Source organism: Burkholderia sp. S-53 (assembly GCF_025560745.1).
In the GTDB taxonomy this organism is placed as follows: Bacteria; Pseudomonadota; Gammaproteobacteria; order Burkholderiales; family Burkholderiaceae; genus Burkholderia; species Burkholderia pyrrocinia.
In genome coordinates, this window is record NZ_CP090484.1 from 215,335 (window position 1) to 231,300 (window position 15,966).

13 protein-coding genes are annotated in these 15,966 nt (G+C 67.7%); 9 read left to right on the forward strand and 4 right to left on the reverse strand.

All coding sequences use genetic code 11. The annotated features are described in order from the left end of the window. Positions 1–28 precede the first annotated feature (28 nt). Complete coding sequence (locus LXM88_RS23170; protein WP_262544669.1) at positions 29–1,600, reverse strand: hypothetical protein; 1,572 nt, start codon at positions 1,598–1,600, stop codon at positions 29–31. A 308-nt stretch (positions 1,601–1,908) separates the two neighbouring features. Here LXM88_RS23170 and LXM88_RS23175 point away from each other — a divergent pair, with 308 nt between their 5' ends. From LXM88_RS23175 to LXM88_RS23205, 7 genes are all read left to right on the forward strand, one after another. Next, the gene (locus tag LXM88_RS23175; RefSeq protein ID WP_262544670.1) at positions 1,909–2,529 is read left to right on the forward strand and encodes a TetR/AcrR family transcriptional regulator; all 621 of its coding nucleotides are present in this window, start codon (positions 1,909–1,911) and stop codon (positions 2,527–2,529) included. A 234-nt stretch (positions 2,530–2,763) separates the two neighbouring features. Next, positions 2,764–3,807, forward strand: coding sequence for an NADP-dependent oxidoreductase (locus tag LXM88_RS23180; protein WP_262544672.1), 1,044 nt, complete (start codon positions 2,764–2,766; stop codon positions 3,805–3,807). Between the two features lie 93 nt (positions 3,808–3,900). Continuing rightward, positions 3,901–4,200 (forward strand): putative quinol monooxygenase, encoded by a 300-nt coding sequence (locus LXM88_RS23185; protein WP_262544674.1) that lies wholly within the window; start codon positions 3,901–3,903, stop codon positions 4,198–4,200. Positions 4,201–4,340: 140 nt separating this feature from the next. Beyond that, positions 4,341–4,796, forward strand: a complete 456-nt coding sequence (locus tag LXM88_RS23190) for a (2Fe-2S)-binding protein (protein WP_262544675.1) — start codon at positions 4,341–4,343, stop codon at positions 4,794–4,796. Positions 4,797–4,880: 84 nt separating this feature from the next. Next, a complete protein-coding gene (locus LXM88_RS23195) occupies positions 4,881–7,100 on the forward strand; it encodes a xanthine dehydrogenase family protein molybdopterin-binding subunit (RefSeq protein WP_262544676.1) in 2,220 nt (739 codons plus the stop codon). A 15-nt stretch (positions 7,101–7,115) separates the two neighbouring features. Beyond that, the gene (locus LXM88_RS23200; RefSeq protein WP_262544677.1) at positions 7,116–8,414 is read left to right on the forward strand and encodes a cytochrome c; all 1,299 of its coding nucleotides are present in this window, start codon (positions 7,116–7,118) and stop codon (positions 8,412–8,414) included. Positions 8,415–8,567: 153 nt separating this feature from the next. Then, complete coding sequence (locus tag LXM88_RS23205; protein WP_262544678.1) at positions 8,568–10,013, forward strand: NAD-dependent succinate-semialdehyde dehydrogenase; 1,446 nt, start codon at positions 8,568–8,570, stop codon at positions 10,011–10,013. 152 nt (positions 10,014–10,165) lie between these two features. On the opposite strand, the gene LXM88_RS23210 is transcribed toward LXM88_RS23205, so the two are convergent. The 3 genes from LXM88_RS23210 to LXM88_RS23220 all read right to left on the reverse strand — a co-directional run bounded on the left by LXM88_RS23210 (position 10,166) and on the right by LXM88_RS23220 (position 13,387). Then, the gene (locus LXM88_RS23210; protein ID WP_262544679.1) at positions 10,166–11,395 is read right to left on the reverse strand and encodes a phosphotransferase family protein; all 1,230 of its coding nucleotides are present in this window, start codon (positions 11,393–11,395) and stop codon (positions 10,166–10,168) included. Positions 11,396–11,485: 90 nt separating this feature from the next. Next, complete coding sequence (tagH, locus tag LXM88_RS23215) at positions 11,486–12,952, reverse strand: type VI secretion system-associated FHA domain protein TagH (RefSeq protein ID WP_262544680.1); 1,467 nt, start codon at positions 12,950–12,952, stop codon at positions 11,486–11,488. A gap of 48 nt (positions 12,953–13,000) precedes the next feature. After that, complete coding sequence (locus tag LXM88_RS23220) at positions 13,001–13,387, reverse strand: TssQ family T6SS-associated lipoprotein (protein WP_262547112.1); 387 nt, start codon at positions 13,385–13,387, stop codon at positions 13,001–13,003. Positions 13,388–14,018: 631 nt separating this feature from the next. Between LXM88_RS23220 and tssJ the strand changes: the two genes are divergently transcribed. Together tssJ and tssK are read left to right on the forward strand one after the other, a co-directional pair. Beyond that, positions 14,019–14,534, forward strand: coding sequence for a type VI secretion system lipoprotein TssJ (gene tssJ / locus LXM88_RS23225; protein ID WP_262544681.1), 516 nt, complete (start codon positions 14,019–14,021; stop codon positions 14,532–14,534). Beyond that, on the forward strand, positions 14,531–15,955 hold the full coding sequence (gene tssK, locus LXM88_RS23230) for a type VI secretion system baseplate subunit TssK (protein WP_262544682.1): 1,425 nt from the start codon (positions 14,531–14,533) through the stop codon (positions 15,953–15,955). The genes tssJ and tssK overlap by 4 nt, the downstream gene beginning before the upstream one ends. Positions 15,956–15,966 lie beyond the last annotated feature (11 nt).

The window sequence follows — 15,966 nt, forward strand, 5'->3', positions numbered from 1 at the left end:
CCGACGCTCGCCCACCCACCCATCCAGATCAGCTCGACACGTACCGCGACGGCAGCGGCGGCGCATCCGCCGGAATCGTGACCAGCGACGTGTTCAGCCAGCCCTGCGGCGTGCCGTTCGACTGCGCATAGGCGCCGACGTACGGCATCATCCGCGTCGTCTGGTAGACCTGCGGCGTCCAGCCGGCCGGCGCGAGGAAGATCGACGTCGCGCGCTTCTCGCTGTATGCGGACGCCCCGTACGTCGAGATGTTCCACAACGTCTGCTGATACGTCGCGTAGTCGGCGTTGTGACGCGAACCGCCGGCTTGCCAGCCTTCGAGCTGGATGAACGTGTTGTAGCTGCCGGCGCCCGCGAGCAGGTTGTTCACCGTGCGCCCGTACAGGAACGACAGGATCAGCCCGCAGTTCGCCGGTGCGAAATCGCTGCCGACGCTCAGGTAATAACGACCCGTCGTGTTCACGACCGACGCGTAGTGAGAATTGCCGATATCCGTCGACGTCGTCAGCCCGCTCGCGCCCACGAAACTGTCGAACGCCTGCATCGTGACGCCGGCCGGCAGGTCGCTCGTCGCGCTGATCGCGACGATGTGCGAACCGGCCGCCAGCAGCGTCAGGAATGCGGACAGCGTGTCCGCGATCCAGTTGCCTTGCGCATCGACGAACGGAAACGCGCGATAACCCGTCAGCGCGAACACCGCCGGATCGGAGCCAGCCTGCCACCCGATCTGCGGCACCCACATCGTCAGCGGGCCGGCGCTCGATGCGCCGGACACGTACTGCTTCAGCGCGTCGATGAGTTGCGCATCGGCGTCGGGCAGCACCGTATACGATGCGCCGTTCTGCCAGCGCTGCACCCATTGCGCGACGAAACCCGCGAGCTGGCCGCCGGTGAAATCGGCGGGCGGCACGTAGCCGAGCGGGCCCGTGCCCTGATACGCGGACTGGATCGCCGCGGCCGTGCGCACGTTGCTGCCGAACATGCTGTTCGCGAAATCCTGGCAATTGTTGGACGGCGGCGTCGCGAGCTGCGCGAGCGGGACGACCCACGCGCCGTTCGCGGTCGCGACACCGCGATACAGGTTGAGGTTCGCGACCGAGTCGTGACCGGGAAACGTCGCGGCATCGGCGCCCGACACGTAGCCGGCCGACGGCGTGACGCTGACGGTGGTCGGCTGCGATCCGAACGGATGCGTGTACGAGATCGCAAACGACGCATCGCCGCCGGCAAGACTGAACGATCCGGTGCAATCGCCCCAGCTGTTCGACGCGCTGACGGCGGTCGATTGTCCGGTCGCGATCAGCGCTTGCGACGCCTGCGGCACCGAGCCGCTCTGGCTCGCCGCGTTGCCGTACGCGAGCGTCGTCGACGGGATCGCGTTGACGACGTTGATCGTGATCGAGCGGTCGGCGATGCCATAGCTGCGCGCGGACGTATCGGCGGCGCCGTTGGCGGCGAACGACGACGCGGTCGTCGTGTTGCCGTCACCGCCGCACGCGGCCAGTGTGCCGACGAGCGGCGACAGGGTCAGCGCGGCGCCGCGCTGGATGAAGCGCCGGCGGTTCGGTGCGGGCGGGCGTTCGGGTTTCGAAGCGGTCATGAGCGTTCCTGGTCACGGGTTCGGGAAGAGGCAACGACGGTCCGGCACATTGCACACGTGTGCAATGCCGGCCGCAGCTTCGCGTTCGCCGGCACATGCGCCGCGCGTATTTATCCGGGAAATCGATGAAACGCCCGCGACGAAACCGAGTCGCTCGTGTGACGCCGCGCACGCGGCAACACCGGGGCGCGGGCGGGGGAACGCCGGCTGGCCATTGGGTGTCGCACGGGGATCGGGTAAAGTGCCGCTCAACATGCCGGTCCGACGTTACTAGACGACCGGTCTAATCGTTGCTACCATACGCCATCATGAATGCATCTTCAGGCGCGGAAGTTCGCCAGCACATCCTGAATATCGCGAAGCCGATCATGCTCCACAAGGGGTTTTCGGCGGTCGGTCTGAACGAGATTCTCGCTGCGGCGGGCATCCCGAAGGGCTCGTTCTACCATTACTTCGGCTCGAAAGAGGCATTCGGCGAAGCGCTGCTCGAAGCGTATTTCGAAGGCTATCTCGCGCATCTCGACAACCTGTTCAAGCATCAGGCCGGCACGGGCGCCGAACGCCTGATGACGTACTGGGACAACTGGCTGCACACGCAATGCGCGGACGATCCGGAAGGCAAGTGCCTCGCGGTGAAGCTCGGCGCGGAAGTGTCGGACCTGTCGGAATCGATGCGCACGGTGCTGCGGCGTGGCACGAGCCAGATCATCGACCGGCTCGCGGGCGGCATCGAAGCAGGGCTCGCCGACGGCTCGCTGCGTGCGGTCGACGATCCGCCGCACACGGCCGCGGTCCTTTACGAGCTGTGGCTGGGCGCAACGCTGCTGGAAAAGATTCACCGCAATCGCAAACCGCTCGAAAGGGCGATGGTCGAAACACGGCGCATGCTGAACCTGCCGCCGGCCGCGCATGACGGAGCGCAGTCGTAACCCGGGCGCGCATTGGCGCGCCTTGTTTTTGCCTCGATCCTAGACGACTGGTCTACTTATACACGCATGACGAATGCCTCGCCCCGCATTACGCTGTCCCGATTGTTCCAACCGCACGCGTGCAACCGCGATGGCCTGACCGCCAACGTTGCCGCGCGTGCTCGTCTTCTGCTGGTCCATCCCTGATCCGAACGTGCCCACGAAGCACGTTCATTCCTGTTGACGGAGACTCACATGCCGCAAAACAAGACCGCAAACCGCCAGATCATCCTGACTTCGCGCCCGGTCGGCGCGCCGACGCCGGGCAACTTCCGCACCGAGTCCGGCGACGTGCCGACGCCCGGCGCCGGCCAGGTGCTGCTGCGCACGGTCTGGTTGTCCCTCGACCCGTACATGCGCGGCCGGATGAGCGACGCGCCGTCCTATGCCGCGCCGGTCGAACTCGGCCACGTGATGGTCGGCGGCACGGTCAGCCGCGTCGTGTCGTCGAACCTGCCCGCGTTCCGCGAAGGCGATCTGGTCGTCGCAGGCGCCGGCTGGCAGGACTATGCACTGTCCGACGGCCGCGACCTGATTCCGCTCGGTCGCGACTTCGCGCATCCGTCGTATGCGCTCGGCGTGCTCGGCATGCCGGGCTTTACCGCTTATACGGGGCTGCTGACGATCGGCGAGCCGAAGGCCGGCGAAACCGTGGTCGTGGCGGCAGCCAGCGGCGCGGTCGGCTCGGTCGTCGGCCAGATCGCGAAGCTGAAGGGCTGTCGCGTAATCGGCGTCGCGGGTGGCGCCGACAAGTGCGCGTACGTGACCGACACGCTTGGCTTCGACGCGTGCGTCGACCACCGCGATCCGGCGTTCGCCGCGAAGCTGAAGGAAGCGTGCCCGAATGGCATCGACGTCTATTTCGAGAACGTCGGCGGCGAGGTATTCGACGCCGTGTGGCCGCTGCTCAACGATCACGCGCGCGTGCCGGTGTGCGGGATCATCGCGCATTACAACGACACCGCGTTGCCGGCCGGGCCCGACCGCCTGCCGGCGCTGGTGTCGACGATCCTGCGCAAGCGCATCCGCATGCAGGGGTTCATCATCCTCGATCACTATGCGACCGGCTATGCGCCGTTCCTGAAGGAGATGAGCGAGTGGGTCGCGCAGGGCAAGGTGAAGACGCTGGAAGATGTCGTCCCCGACCTGGCCGACGCACCGGAAGCGCTGATCGGCCTGCTGGCCGGCAAGAACTTCGGCAAGGTCGTCGTGCGCGTGGGCCCGGACGAACTGGCCTGATGCCGCGGCACGGCAACCCACCACGATTGCACGCCGGCGTCGCGCGACGCCGGCTTGTGGCATGCTCGATTCCGTTTCGAAAGGAGTGACAAGATGGCGCTTCACGTGATTGCTTCGCTGTTCCTGAAACCCGAACATGCACAGGCCGCCGAGGCCGAACTGCGCGGCATGGTCGTCAAGACGCGCGCCGAACCGGGCAACCGGCGCTACGACCTGTTCCGCGAGCAAGACGGCTCGCCGAACCTGCACCTGTACGAGATCTACGACGACCAGGCCGCATTCGACGCGCACCTCGCCAGCCCGTATTTCGGCGAATTCCGTACGAAGTCGGCCGACTGGTTCACGGCACCGCCGGTCATCAAGGTGCTGTCGGGCGTCGACGTGGCCGAGTAACGACGCAGGATCACCGCCGCGGCTCGTCCCACCCGGGCCGCGCGGCACCCGTCCCGCACCGCGCGACGGCGAAGACAACGACGACCCCGCGCGGCGCGCCAGGCGCGCCGCTTCCCCAATACACCGGCCCCGGAGGCTGAATGGTCACCCTCAACATCAACGGCGAAACCCGCGCGGTCGACGCCCCCGACGACATGCCCTTGCTCTGGGTGCTGCGCGACGTCGTCGGTCTCACCGGCACGAAGTTCGGCTGCGGGATCGCGCAATGCGGCGCGTGCACCGTGCATCTCGACGGCGTCGCCGCTCGCTCGTGCGTGCTGCCGGTCGCGGCCGTCGCGGGCCGCAAGATCACGACGATCGAAGCCGTCGGCGCGACACCGGCCGGCCACAAGGTCCAGCAGGCATGGCGCGAGCTCGACGTCGTCCAGTGCGGCTACTGCCAGTCGGGGCAGGTGATGGCTGCCACCGCGCTGATCGCGTCGAACCCGAACCCGAGCGACGCCGACATCGACGCGGCGATGGCCGGCAACATCTGCCGCTGCGGCACGTACAACCGGATTCGCGCGGCCGTCAAGCAAGCCGCCAAGGGGGCCTGAGATGAAACAGCCCCCACGTTCACTTTGTTCACTGCCCTCCGAGGGGGCGGCCAGCCCCCTTGAGGCGGCTCTGCGGAGGCTGACATGTCGCGAGGACTGATCGAAGCAGGTCGGGCCGGCGCGGGCGTGTCGCGGCGGTCGTTTCTCAAGTTCGGCATGTCGCTCGGCGCGGCGGCGGGCGGCGGCTTGCTGCTCGGCTTCAGCCTGCCGGCGGCAGGCGACGACACGCGCCGTTCGGTGATCGGCGGCGACGGCGACGAAACCGCGCGTGCCCGCGTATTCGCGCCGAACGCGTTCGTGCAGATCGACCGCAGCGGCAAGGTCACGCTGGTGATGCCGAAGGTCGAGATGGGCCAGGGTGTCTACACGGCGCTGCCGATGCTGATCGCCGAGGAACTCGAAGTGCCGCTGTCGAGCGTGACGCTCGATCATGCGCCGCCGAACGAGAAGCTGTTCTTCGATCCGCTGCTCGGCGGCCAGCTCACCGGCGGCTCGACATCGATTCGCTACGCATGGGAACCGCTGCGCCGCGCGGGCGCCACGGCGCGCACGCTGCTGGTCGCGGCGGCCGCGAAGCAATGGAATGTCGATCCGGCATCCTGCCGTGCAGCAAATGGCGAAGTGCAGCACCCGCCGAGCGGCCGGCGCGCGTCGTACGGCCAGCTCGCCGACGCTGCGGCGAAGCTGCCGGTGCCGAAGGATGTCGTGCTGAAGAAGCCGGAGGATTTCAAGCTGATCGGCACCCCCGCGAAGCGCCTCGATTCGTCGGAGAAAGTCGACGGCACCGCGCAGTTCGGGCTCGACGTGCGCGTGCCCGGCATGCTGTACGCGGTGATCGTGAACAGCCCGGTGTTCGGCGGCACGGTCGCGAGCGTCGACGATACCGCCGCGAAGAAGATTCCCGGCGTGCGCCAGGTCGTGCGCGCGGACAACGCGGTCGCGGTGGTCGGCGATCACACGTGGGCCGCGAAGCGCGGCGCGTCGGCGCTCGTCGTGAAGTGGAACGAAGGCGCGGACGCGAAGGTGTCGATGAAGGACATCGTCGCCGATCTCGCGCAGGCCGCGGCGAACGGCAAGGGCGCGGTCGCGCGCAAGGACGGCGACGTCGGCAAGGCGTTCGCTGGCGCGAAGACGCGCATCGACGCCGTCTACGAACAGCCGTTCCTCGCGCACGCAACGATGGAGCCCGTGAACTGCACGGTGCACGTGCGCAACGACGGCTGCGAGATCTGGGTCGGCACGCAGGTGCCGACGCGCGCGGTCGATACCGTGCAGCGGCTCACGAGCTTTCCGCCGGACAAGATTGTCGTGCACAACCACCTGCTCGGCGGCGGCTTCGGCCGGCGGCTCGAGACGGACATGATCGGCCAGGCCGTGAAGATCGCCAAGCAAGTCAACGCGCCCGTGAAAGTCATCTGGACGCGCGAGGAGGACATCCAGCACGACATGTACCGGCCGTACTACTACGACCGGATCTCGGCCGGCCTCGACGCGAACGGCAAGCCGGTCGCGTGGCAGCACCGGATCGTCGGCTCGTCGATCCTCGCGCGCTTCGCGCCGCCGGCGTTCAAGGACGGCGTCGATCCCGACGCGGTCGAGGTCGCAACCGACTTGCCGTACGACCTGCCGAACCAGTTGATCGACTATGTGCGGCAGGAGCCGCGCCACGTGCCGACCGCGTTCTGGCGCGGCGTCGGCCCGACCCGCAGCACCTTCGTCGTCGAGAGCTTCATCGACGAGCTGGCCGCGCAGGCCAAGGCCGACCCCGTGCAATATCGCCGTGCGCTGCTCGGCAAGACGCCGCGCGCGCGCAACGTGCTCGACGTCGCGACCAAGGCAGCCGGCTGGGGCCCGTCGCTGCCGAAAGGGCAAGGGCGCGGCGTGTCGGTGATGCACGCGTTCGGCAGCTTCTTCTCGATCGTCATCGACGTCGCGGTGGACGACGGCGACGTGCAGGTCAAGCGCGTCGTGTGCGCGGTGGACTGCGGAATGTTCGTCAACCCGAACACGATCGAGGCGCAGGTGCAGGGCGGCATCATTTTCGGGATCACGGGCGCGCTGTACGGCGAGATCACGATCGAGGACGGCCGCGTGACGCAGAGCAACTTCACCGACTACCGGATGCTGCGAATCAACGAGACGCCGCCGATCGAGGTACACCTGGTGAAGAGCGGCGAAGCGCCGGGCGGGATCGGCGAACCGGGCACGGCCGCGACCGCGGCGGCGCTGTCGAACGCGATCTTCGCGGCAACCGGCAAGCGGCTGCGCAAGCTGCCGGTCGGCAACCAGTTGAAGACGGCCTGAGGGGCGGGAACGACCATGCGAAACCTGACCCTGAACACGCTCGGCGCATCGCTGCTCGCGCTGTCCGCGCTGCTGGCCGGCCCGGTCGCGCACGCCGCGCAGACGGCACCGGCCGACAGCGCGCTCGTCGCGCGCGGCGCGTATCTCGCGAAAGCCGGCGACTGCGTCGCGTGCCATACCGCACCGCGCGGCACGCCGTTCGCGGGCGGCCTGAAGATGGTCACGCCGATGGGCGCGATCTACACGACCAACATCACGCCCGATCCGGACACCGGCATCGGCGGCTACACGGAAGCCGAGTTCGCCGGCGCGCTGCGCGCGGGCGTCGCGAAGGACGGCCATCACCTGTATCCGGCGATGCCGTATCCGTCGTACGCGAAGCTGAAGGACGACGACGTGAAGGCGCTGTACGCATACTTCATGCACGGCGTCGAACCGGTGAAGCAGCCGAACCGGCCGTCCGACATCCCGTGGCCGCTGAACATGCGCTGGCCGCTCGCGCTGTGGAACGCGGTGTTCCTCGACACGACTCCCTATGCCGACAAGTCGTCCAGGGACCCGATGTGGAACCGCGGCGCGTATCTCGTGCAGGGGCTCGGGCACTGCGGGTCGTGCCACACGCCGCGCGGCGTCGGCTTCCAGGAGAAGGCGCTCGACGAAAGCGGCGCGGCGTTCCTGTCGGGCGCGCCGATCGACAACTGGTTCGCGTCGAACCTGACCGGCGAGCACAACACGGGGCTCGGCCGCTGGAACGAGGCCGACGTCGCGCAGTTCCTGAAGACCGGCGCGAACCGGCACGCGACCGCGTTCGGCTCGATGGTGAGCGTGATCAACCACAGCACGCAGGCGCTGAACGACGACGATCTGGCCGCGATGTCCCGCTACCTGAAGTCGCTGCCGGCCGCGGGCGGCACGGGCGCGCCGCCGTACGGCTACGATCCGAAGGCGACGCAGGTGGTGCTGGGCCGGCCGGCAGCCGATCCGGGCGCGAAGGTGTATAACGCTTACTGCCTGCATTGCCACGGCGCGGACGGGCGCGGCTACGCGCCGCTGCTTGCGCCGCTCGCCGGCAATCCGAACGTGCTCGAGGCCGATGCGTCGTCGCTGATCAACGTGACGCTGAACGGCAGCGACACGCTCGTGATCGACGGCGTGCCTTCCGCGTATCCGATGCCGGCGTTCTCGAACCAGTTGAGCGACCGGCAGATCGCCGACGTGCTGACGTTCATGCGCGCCGGCTGGAACAACGGCGCGCCGCCGGTGCAGGCGGCGGACGTCGCGAAACTCCGCAAGGCGACGGCGGCCGCGCGCTGAGCGCGGCTCCATGCGGAACGAAGGCGGGCCGGCGTGCCTGCCTTCTGCACCGCCGGGTGGTTGTCAGCCCCGGCGGCTTTGCTCTTTCTGTCAACCGGCGCGCGGCCGTTCGCGGCAGCGCGCGTTTTATCGACGCAATGTAGGGGTGTCTGGATGGCTAACGTGACTTATACGGATACGCAACTGCTGATCGACGGCGAGTGGGTCGACGCCGCGAGCGGCAAGACGATCGACGTCGTGAACCCGGCGACCGGCAACGTGATCGGCAAGGTGGCCCATGCGGGCATCGCCGATCTCGATCGCGCGCTCGCCGCCGCGCAGCGCGGCTTCGAAGCATGGCGCAAGGTGCCCGCGCACGAACGCGCGGCAACGATGCGCAAGGCGGCCGCACTGGTGCGCGAGCGCGCCGACGCGATTGCACAGTTGATGACGCAGGAACAGGGCAAGCCGCTCACCGAGGCACGCGTCGAAGTGCTGTCGGCGGCCGACATCATCGAATGGTTCGCGGACGAAGGCCGCCGCGTGTACGGCCGGATCGTGCCGCCGCGCAACCTCGGCGCGCAGCAGACGGTCGTCAAGGAGCCGGTCGGCCCGGTCGCCGCGTTCACGCCGTGGAATTTCCCGGTCAACCAGGTCGTGCGCAAGCTGAGCGCCGCGCTCGCGACGGGCTGCTCGTTCCTCGTGAAGGCGCCGGAGGAAACCCCCGCATCGCCGGCCGCGCTGCTGCGCGCGTTCGTCGACGCGGGCGTACCGGCCGGCGTGATCGGCCTCGTGTACGGCGATCCGGCCGAAATCTCGTCGTACCTGATCCCGCACCCGGTGATCCGCAAGGTCACGTTCACGGGTTCGACGCCGGTCGGCAAGCAGCTCGCCGCGCTCGCGGGCCAGCATATGAAGCGCGCAACGATGGAGCTGGGCGGGCACGCGCCGGTGATCGTCGCAGAAGACGCCGACGTCGCGCTCGCGGTGAAGGCCGCCGGCGGCGCGAAGTTCCGCAACGCGGGGCAGGTCTGCATTTCGCCGACGCGTTTCCTCGTGCACAACAGCATCCGCGACGAGTTCACGCGCGCGCTGGTCAAGCATGCCGAAAGCCTGAAGGTCGGCAACGGCCTCGAGGAAGGCACGACGCTCGGCGCACTCGCGAACCCGCGCCGCCTGACCGCGATGGCATCGGTCGTCGACAACGCGCGCAAGGTCGGCGCGAGCATCGAGACGGGCGGCGAGCGGATCGGCGCGGAAGGCAACTTCTTCGCGCCGACGGTGATCGCGAACGTGCCGCTCGAAGCGGACGTGTTCAACAACGAGCCGTTCGGCCCGGTCGCGGCGATTCGCGGCTTCGACAAGCTCGAAGACGCGATCGCCGAAGCGAATCGTCTGCCGTTCGGGCTGGCCGGCTATGCGTTCACGCGTTCGTTCGCGAACGTGCACCTGCTCACGCAGCGCCTCGAAGTAGGGATGCTGTGGATCAACCAGCCGGCTACGCCGTGGCCGGAAATGCCGTTCGGCGGCGTGAAGGATTCGGGCTACGGGTCGGAAGGCGGGCCGGAAGCGCTCGAGCCGTACCTCGTCACGAAGTCGGTGACGGTGATGGCCGTCTGACGGTCGCTCGTCCGAGTCCGCGCCGCGCGCCGTTGGTGCGGCGCGCGTGAACGGCGCAGGTCGGGTATCGCGCCCGGCCTGCGCCGTTTTTTCTTGCTGTTCCCGTTTCCATGCCGTGGCGATTCACGGCATCGGCGAAGGCCATCCCGCGTTCAATCCTGCGTCGCGACCAGCGCCGCGGTCTGGCCCAGCCAGTCGGCCGGATCGCCGCGATGATAGATCTGCTCCGACGGCTCGATGTTGTCGATGAATCGCTGGTAGATCACGGCCCGTCTGGCCGTGGCGATCGGTGCAAGCAGCGCGGCGGCACGCACCGGGTCGCTGCCGGGCAGCCTCGCCAGCCATTCGCGATTCCAGTGATCCTTGATCGCCGCCGCGTAGTGGCGCGGAACGGCGTCGAGAAACGCGGACTGGTCGAGCAGCGGGTGGCCGATTCCGCTGTCGCCCCAATCCAGCAGCGTGAGTTCCGATCGCGTGCCGCGAAAATTGCCGGGATGGCAGTCGCCATGAACCAGCGTATTCGGCAATCCGCACGCATCGATCCCGGCGAACCGCTCTTGAAGGCCGCTCACAAAATGCCGTAGCGACGCCCGTTCGGCGCGCGACAGTCCCTCGCCGGTCCGTTCGACGACGTCGGCGATATCGGCAGCCAGACCCGCGCCGCGCCAGTCGGGTAACCGCATCGCGTGCAATTCGTCGACGCGGTCGATCCACGAAGCCTGGATGTCGACCAGCAGCGTCACCATGTCGAGCAGTTGCGGCAGCGCTGCATCGAACAGGTCATCTCCGGGGATTTCCGCGAGCAGGATGCGTCCGCATTCGTCGTGCCCCAGCAGCGTCGGCACGCGCCGGCCGGCCAGCGCCGTGATGACGCGGCCCTCGTGATCGAGGAACGGCGGCACCACTTTCAGCCAGGCCGATCGCGCCCCGATCGGGATACGCCAGACGCTGGAGAGATTCCAGGTTCGAACCTGCACGGGATTGGCGCTGGGCGACAGACCATGACCGGCAAGCACGCGCGCCGCCCAGCCGAGATCGGCCGCGGGGCCGCCCGGCCGTGCGTAACTTCGGCGCAGCGAATGGGGTTCGATGTTTCCTGTCCAGGCTTCGGCCGCCACCGGTTCCGCAATCTCGGCCAGATAGGTGACTTCGCCGCCGGGCGCACGGTCGCGAACGGTTTCCAGCAGGCGCAGGATCGTCACGTCGACGCCATGGCGTTCGCGCGCGGCCCGCACGACCGACTCGACTTCCTGCCACCACGGGATCGCGACAGGCATCGGCGGCAGGCAACCGATCACGGCGCCATCCGGCGTCACCAGCACCAGTCGCGCGACGCGCGGCGGCAGTGCCGCTGGATCGAGGGTCTCCGTCATCGTGCTCATTTCGCTCCTGACCGGCGTCGATTGCCGGTGCACGGCGAGCGTATCGCAATTCGCGAATGCACCGCTACGGGGGTTACGCGGTGACGCGACTCAATGCCGGCTGCTGCCGCGATAGCTTTCCACTTCCGCGTCGTACGCTGCCAGAAACGCCTTGCCGAACACCGACGCGAAATCGTCCTCGATCGCGAACACCGTATCGCGATGGGTCGCCGCGTAGCGATCCCACATCCGCGCCTTGTACAGCGCCGGCACGCGCTTCTCGTACCAGCGCATCGCGTCGTCGCGTTCGCGCAGCCGTTGCGGCGAAAAGCGCGTCAGCAGGTCCATCAGCGCCGCGCGCATGCCGGCGACCATGCCGATCTGGTGCGCGTGCAGATCCTGGAACGCGTCGCTGACCGCGCTCTGCGGCGACATGAAGCCCGGCAGCGGCAGCCCGAACATCTGCCGCAGCACCGCGCCGCCGTCCGGCAGCAGCTTCAGCGGGTTGTTCTCGCGATCGAGCAGCATCGTCATGTGCGCCTTCACCTCGCGCTTCAGGATGCTGCGCGACGACAGCAGCTCGACCGTGCCGTTCGCGAACAGCGCCAGCAACTGGCCCGCGATATAGAGCTGTTCGGCCGACCACTGGTGCGATTCGGCGGCCGTGTCGAGCCCCGCGCCTTCGAAGAACGCGTTCAGCAGTTCGTCGGGTGTCGGCGGCGCCGGTGCGCGCGCGGCATGCGAGGCCGGTTCGTCGGCCGGCCGCGCGTCGGCGCGCGCGGCCGCCGGCTGCACGCGCACGTGCTGCGTCCACTCGGGTGCGTGGTCGACCTGCGTCGCGGACGACGCGTCGCGATCCGCGTTGCCGCGATCAGCCGACGGCGCCGTACCCGACGCGCCGATATCGCCTGACGACTGCGCGAACAGGTCGAGCGGATCGGTCGATAGCTGATTCAGGTCGCGCTGCGACGGTGCGGACGGCACGGCCTGCTGGGCTGCGGCACGGTTCGCGGGCTGCGCCGCGTCCGCGCGTGCCGGACCAACCGGCCTGGCGCCGGCATCCGCCGCCTTGCCGCGCGGGCCGAGACGATCCTGGAGCAACCCCCACAGCCGGTTGCCGGCGCCTTTCGTGTCGTCGCGCGAAGGCGAAGGCGAGGGCGTGTGCGAAGGTTGCGTCGATGCGGCACCCGCCGCCGCGCCGCGCCTGTCGACGTGCACACCCGAATCGGGCGCCATGTCGATGACCGGCGCGTCGCCGCCATCGTCGCGTTCGGCCCGCAGCACGTACGGCCCGATGCGGATGATGTCGCCGGTACTGAGCGCGCGTTCCTGCGCATAGCCGACCGGCTCGCGATTCACCTCGATCGTCGACACGCTGCTCAGGTTCTTCAGCAGGCACGCGTCGTCGCCGACCTGCAGCAGCGCCTGCAGCCGCGAAATCTGCCGCGTGTCGTCGCGCAGCACCAGATGGTTGTCGCTGGCCCGGCCGATGGTGCCGCCCGGCGGATGAAACACGACGGCGTCGTAGGAGTCGTTTTCGACCGGTTCGCCGGCATGTTCGATCACGATCAGTTGCATGTCATACGTCGCTCGGTAGATGAAGCGCTCGCGTGGAAACCGGTTCGTTCAGGATGACGACGCATGTCTGCGGCGCGCGAACTCGAACGCGGGCCCCCAGACCGGATGCCCCTTCTCGGCGGGGGACAGGTCGAAGCGCGGGTTGAGGTCGAGAATCTTCGAGAACTCGGCGCGGCACGGCGTGACGCGGTTCGTCACGCAATAGCTGAACGCGAGGAGCTTGTGCGCGGCAACCTGCGTGTCGGTGTCGGCGCCGTCGATCTCCTTCGCGTGGCTCAGCAGCGCGATCGTGCGCCCGTAGTCGCCGGCGGCGTACGCGGCGCGCGCGCTGTCGACCGTCGCATGCGCGGCCGACTGCGTCGGGGACGTGCTGCACCCGCCGGCCCCCAGCAACAAGACGCCGAGGAAAATAACGAGCAATGAACGGCCTTTCATTTTTGAAATGAAGAATTTGCGTAATTGGAAGGTGGCACACAAGCGCTGTTGGATTCTAGTGCCAATCATCGGCGCCGAAGTCGCTGTTACGTTTTGTTTCAACTGGCCGATCCGATTCCATTTGAACCTGAAAATAGACTACGAATTTCAGGGCTTGTTAATCCCAGAAAACGATCTATAGTTCGCTGTGTTTTTCCGATTCGTCAGTTGTTTGGTCAGCGCTCGTCAATGCACGAAAAACCGGACCGTCCGTTCGGGCGGCACGAACAGCCTGGCACACCATCAGCGTCGCGAGCAGCCCTTGCCCGGCGGCCGGCCGGCTTGCGCTCCGCGCCCATCCGACAGGTGTCCACGCAATAGAACCGGGCCGCCAGGGCGAACCGGTCGGGCCAGCTTTTTCGATTAATAACCGATATCGATTCAATTGCCTGTCATCTCGATAATTCAACTTTCATAAACCCTGGATGATTTGTCCCGGCTTTTCAAGAGAACAATTTGCCGGCAAAAAATTCAACGGAAGGATATGTAAACAACATAATTACCGGTCAATTAATTGTCCCTTTTTTTAATCCGATCAACCGGTTTCGAACTCGGAAACCGGCGGATGGCTATTGGGTGGCGAGGGTGGAATATGCAATGGCGGTCGAGCAGTTTCATCGTATGGGGATGCGTATTGCTGCTTCCGGGGTGCGGCGCGACGGAGCACGCGGCCGCGGTGCCGTATGCGATCACGGTCGACGTTGCGCAGGACGTCAACCCTGACCTGAACCGCAAGCCTTCGCCGATCGTGCTGAAGGTGTTCCAGCTTCGCGCGGCATCGGCGTTCGACAGCGCGGACTTCTTCTCGCTGCAGGACAAGCCCGAGAACGTACTCGGCGCGGACCTGCTCGGCACCGACCGCGTGATCCTGCGGCCGGGCGAATCGCGCACGTTGCGTTATCGCGGCAACGTCGAGGCCGGCGCGATCGGCGTGATCGCCGAATACCGGATGCTCGAGAAAAACCGCTGGCGGCTGACGGTGCCGCTGCCGCGCGCGAAGCAGCTGAACCTCTACAAGTTCTGGCAGACGTCGCCGGGCGAGCTGAAGCTGTCGATCGCGGTCCGGAACGGCGGCATCGCATTGAACGACGCGCGGGGGCGCCCATGACCGAACCGACGATGTCCGCGACGCCGGTCGCGGCACTCCGCCAGCGCGTGGTGTGGACCGAGGGGATGTTCCTGCGGCCGCAGCATTTCCAGCAGCTCGAACGGCACTGGGAACGCTACGTCGCGCTGCGCTGCCTGCCGCTGCAAGGGTTCTACTGGGGCTTCGATACGCTGGAAATCGATCGCGAGCAGCTCGCGCTCGGCAAGGTCGCGCTGCGCGCCGCGTCGGGCGTGATGCGCGACGGTACGCCGTTCGACCTGTCGCATCCGGACGATCTCCCCGAACCGCTCGACGTGCCGACCGACGCGAAGGACCAGCTCGTCGTGCTCGCGCTGCCGCTGTGGCGCGGCGGCGGCGAGGAGGTGTCGTTCGGCGCAGGCGCAGCAAACGGCAGCCACGGCGCAAACGGGGGAAACGGTGGAAACGGGGGAAACGGCAACGCGGACGTCGCCCGCTACGTCGTGCGCGAATACGAAGTGGCCGACGCGAACGCGGTCGCGCTCGGCCCCGCGCTGCTGCAGACGGGGCGACTGAACCTGCGGCTGATGCTCGAAGCCGAGCTGACCGGCGACTGGCACGCGCTCGGCGTCGCACAGGTCGTCGAGCGGCGCACCGACGCGCGGCTGCTCGTCGACGACGGCTATATTCCGCCGCGGCTCGTCGCGCAGCGCGATGCCGTGTTGCTGGCCTATACGCGCGAGCTGCACGGGCTGCTCACGCAGCGCAGCGAGGCGCTCGCGGAACGGCTGTCGGAGCCGGGGCGCGGCGGCGTATCGGAAGTCGCGGACTTCCTGCTGCTGCAACTCGTGAACCGCTATCTCGCGCTGACCTGGCATGCGCAGCAGCACGTGGCGACGCATCCGGAAGCGCTGTTCTGCGACTGGCTGAAGCTCGCGTGCGACCTGAGCACGTTCACGGCGGCCGGCCGCCGCCCGCAGTCGCTCGCGGTCTACGTGCACGACGACCTGCGCACGAGCTTCGCGGAACTGATGACGGAACTGCGCCGGTCGCTGTCGACGGTGCTCGAACAGAACGCGATCCAGATCGAGCTGCGCGACGCGGGCAACGGCATTCGCGTCGCGACGCTGGCCGACCCGGCGCTGCGCGACACGGCCGGCTTCGTGCTCGCGGTGCGCGCGGACGTGCCGGCCGACAGCTTGCGCGCGCGCTTTCCCGCGCAGGCGAAGCTCGGGCCCGTCGAGCGGATCCGCGATCTGGTGCAGTTGCAACTGCCGGGCATCACGATGCGCCAGTTGCCGGTCGCGCCGCGGCAGATCCCGTATCACGCGGGTCATACGTACTTCGAGATCGACAAGGGCAGCGACCTGTGGAAGCAACTGGCGCGTTCCGGCGGTCTCGCATTTCATTTTGCCGGCGAATTCCCTGGGCTCTCGATGGAGTTCTGGGCGATCCGCGGGTGAGGGCGGGACAT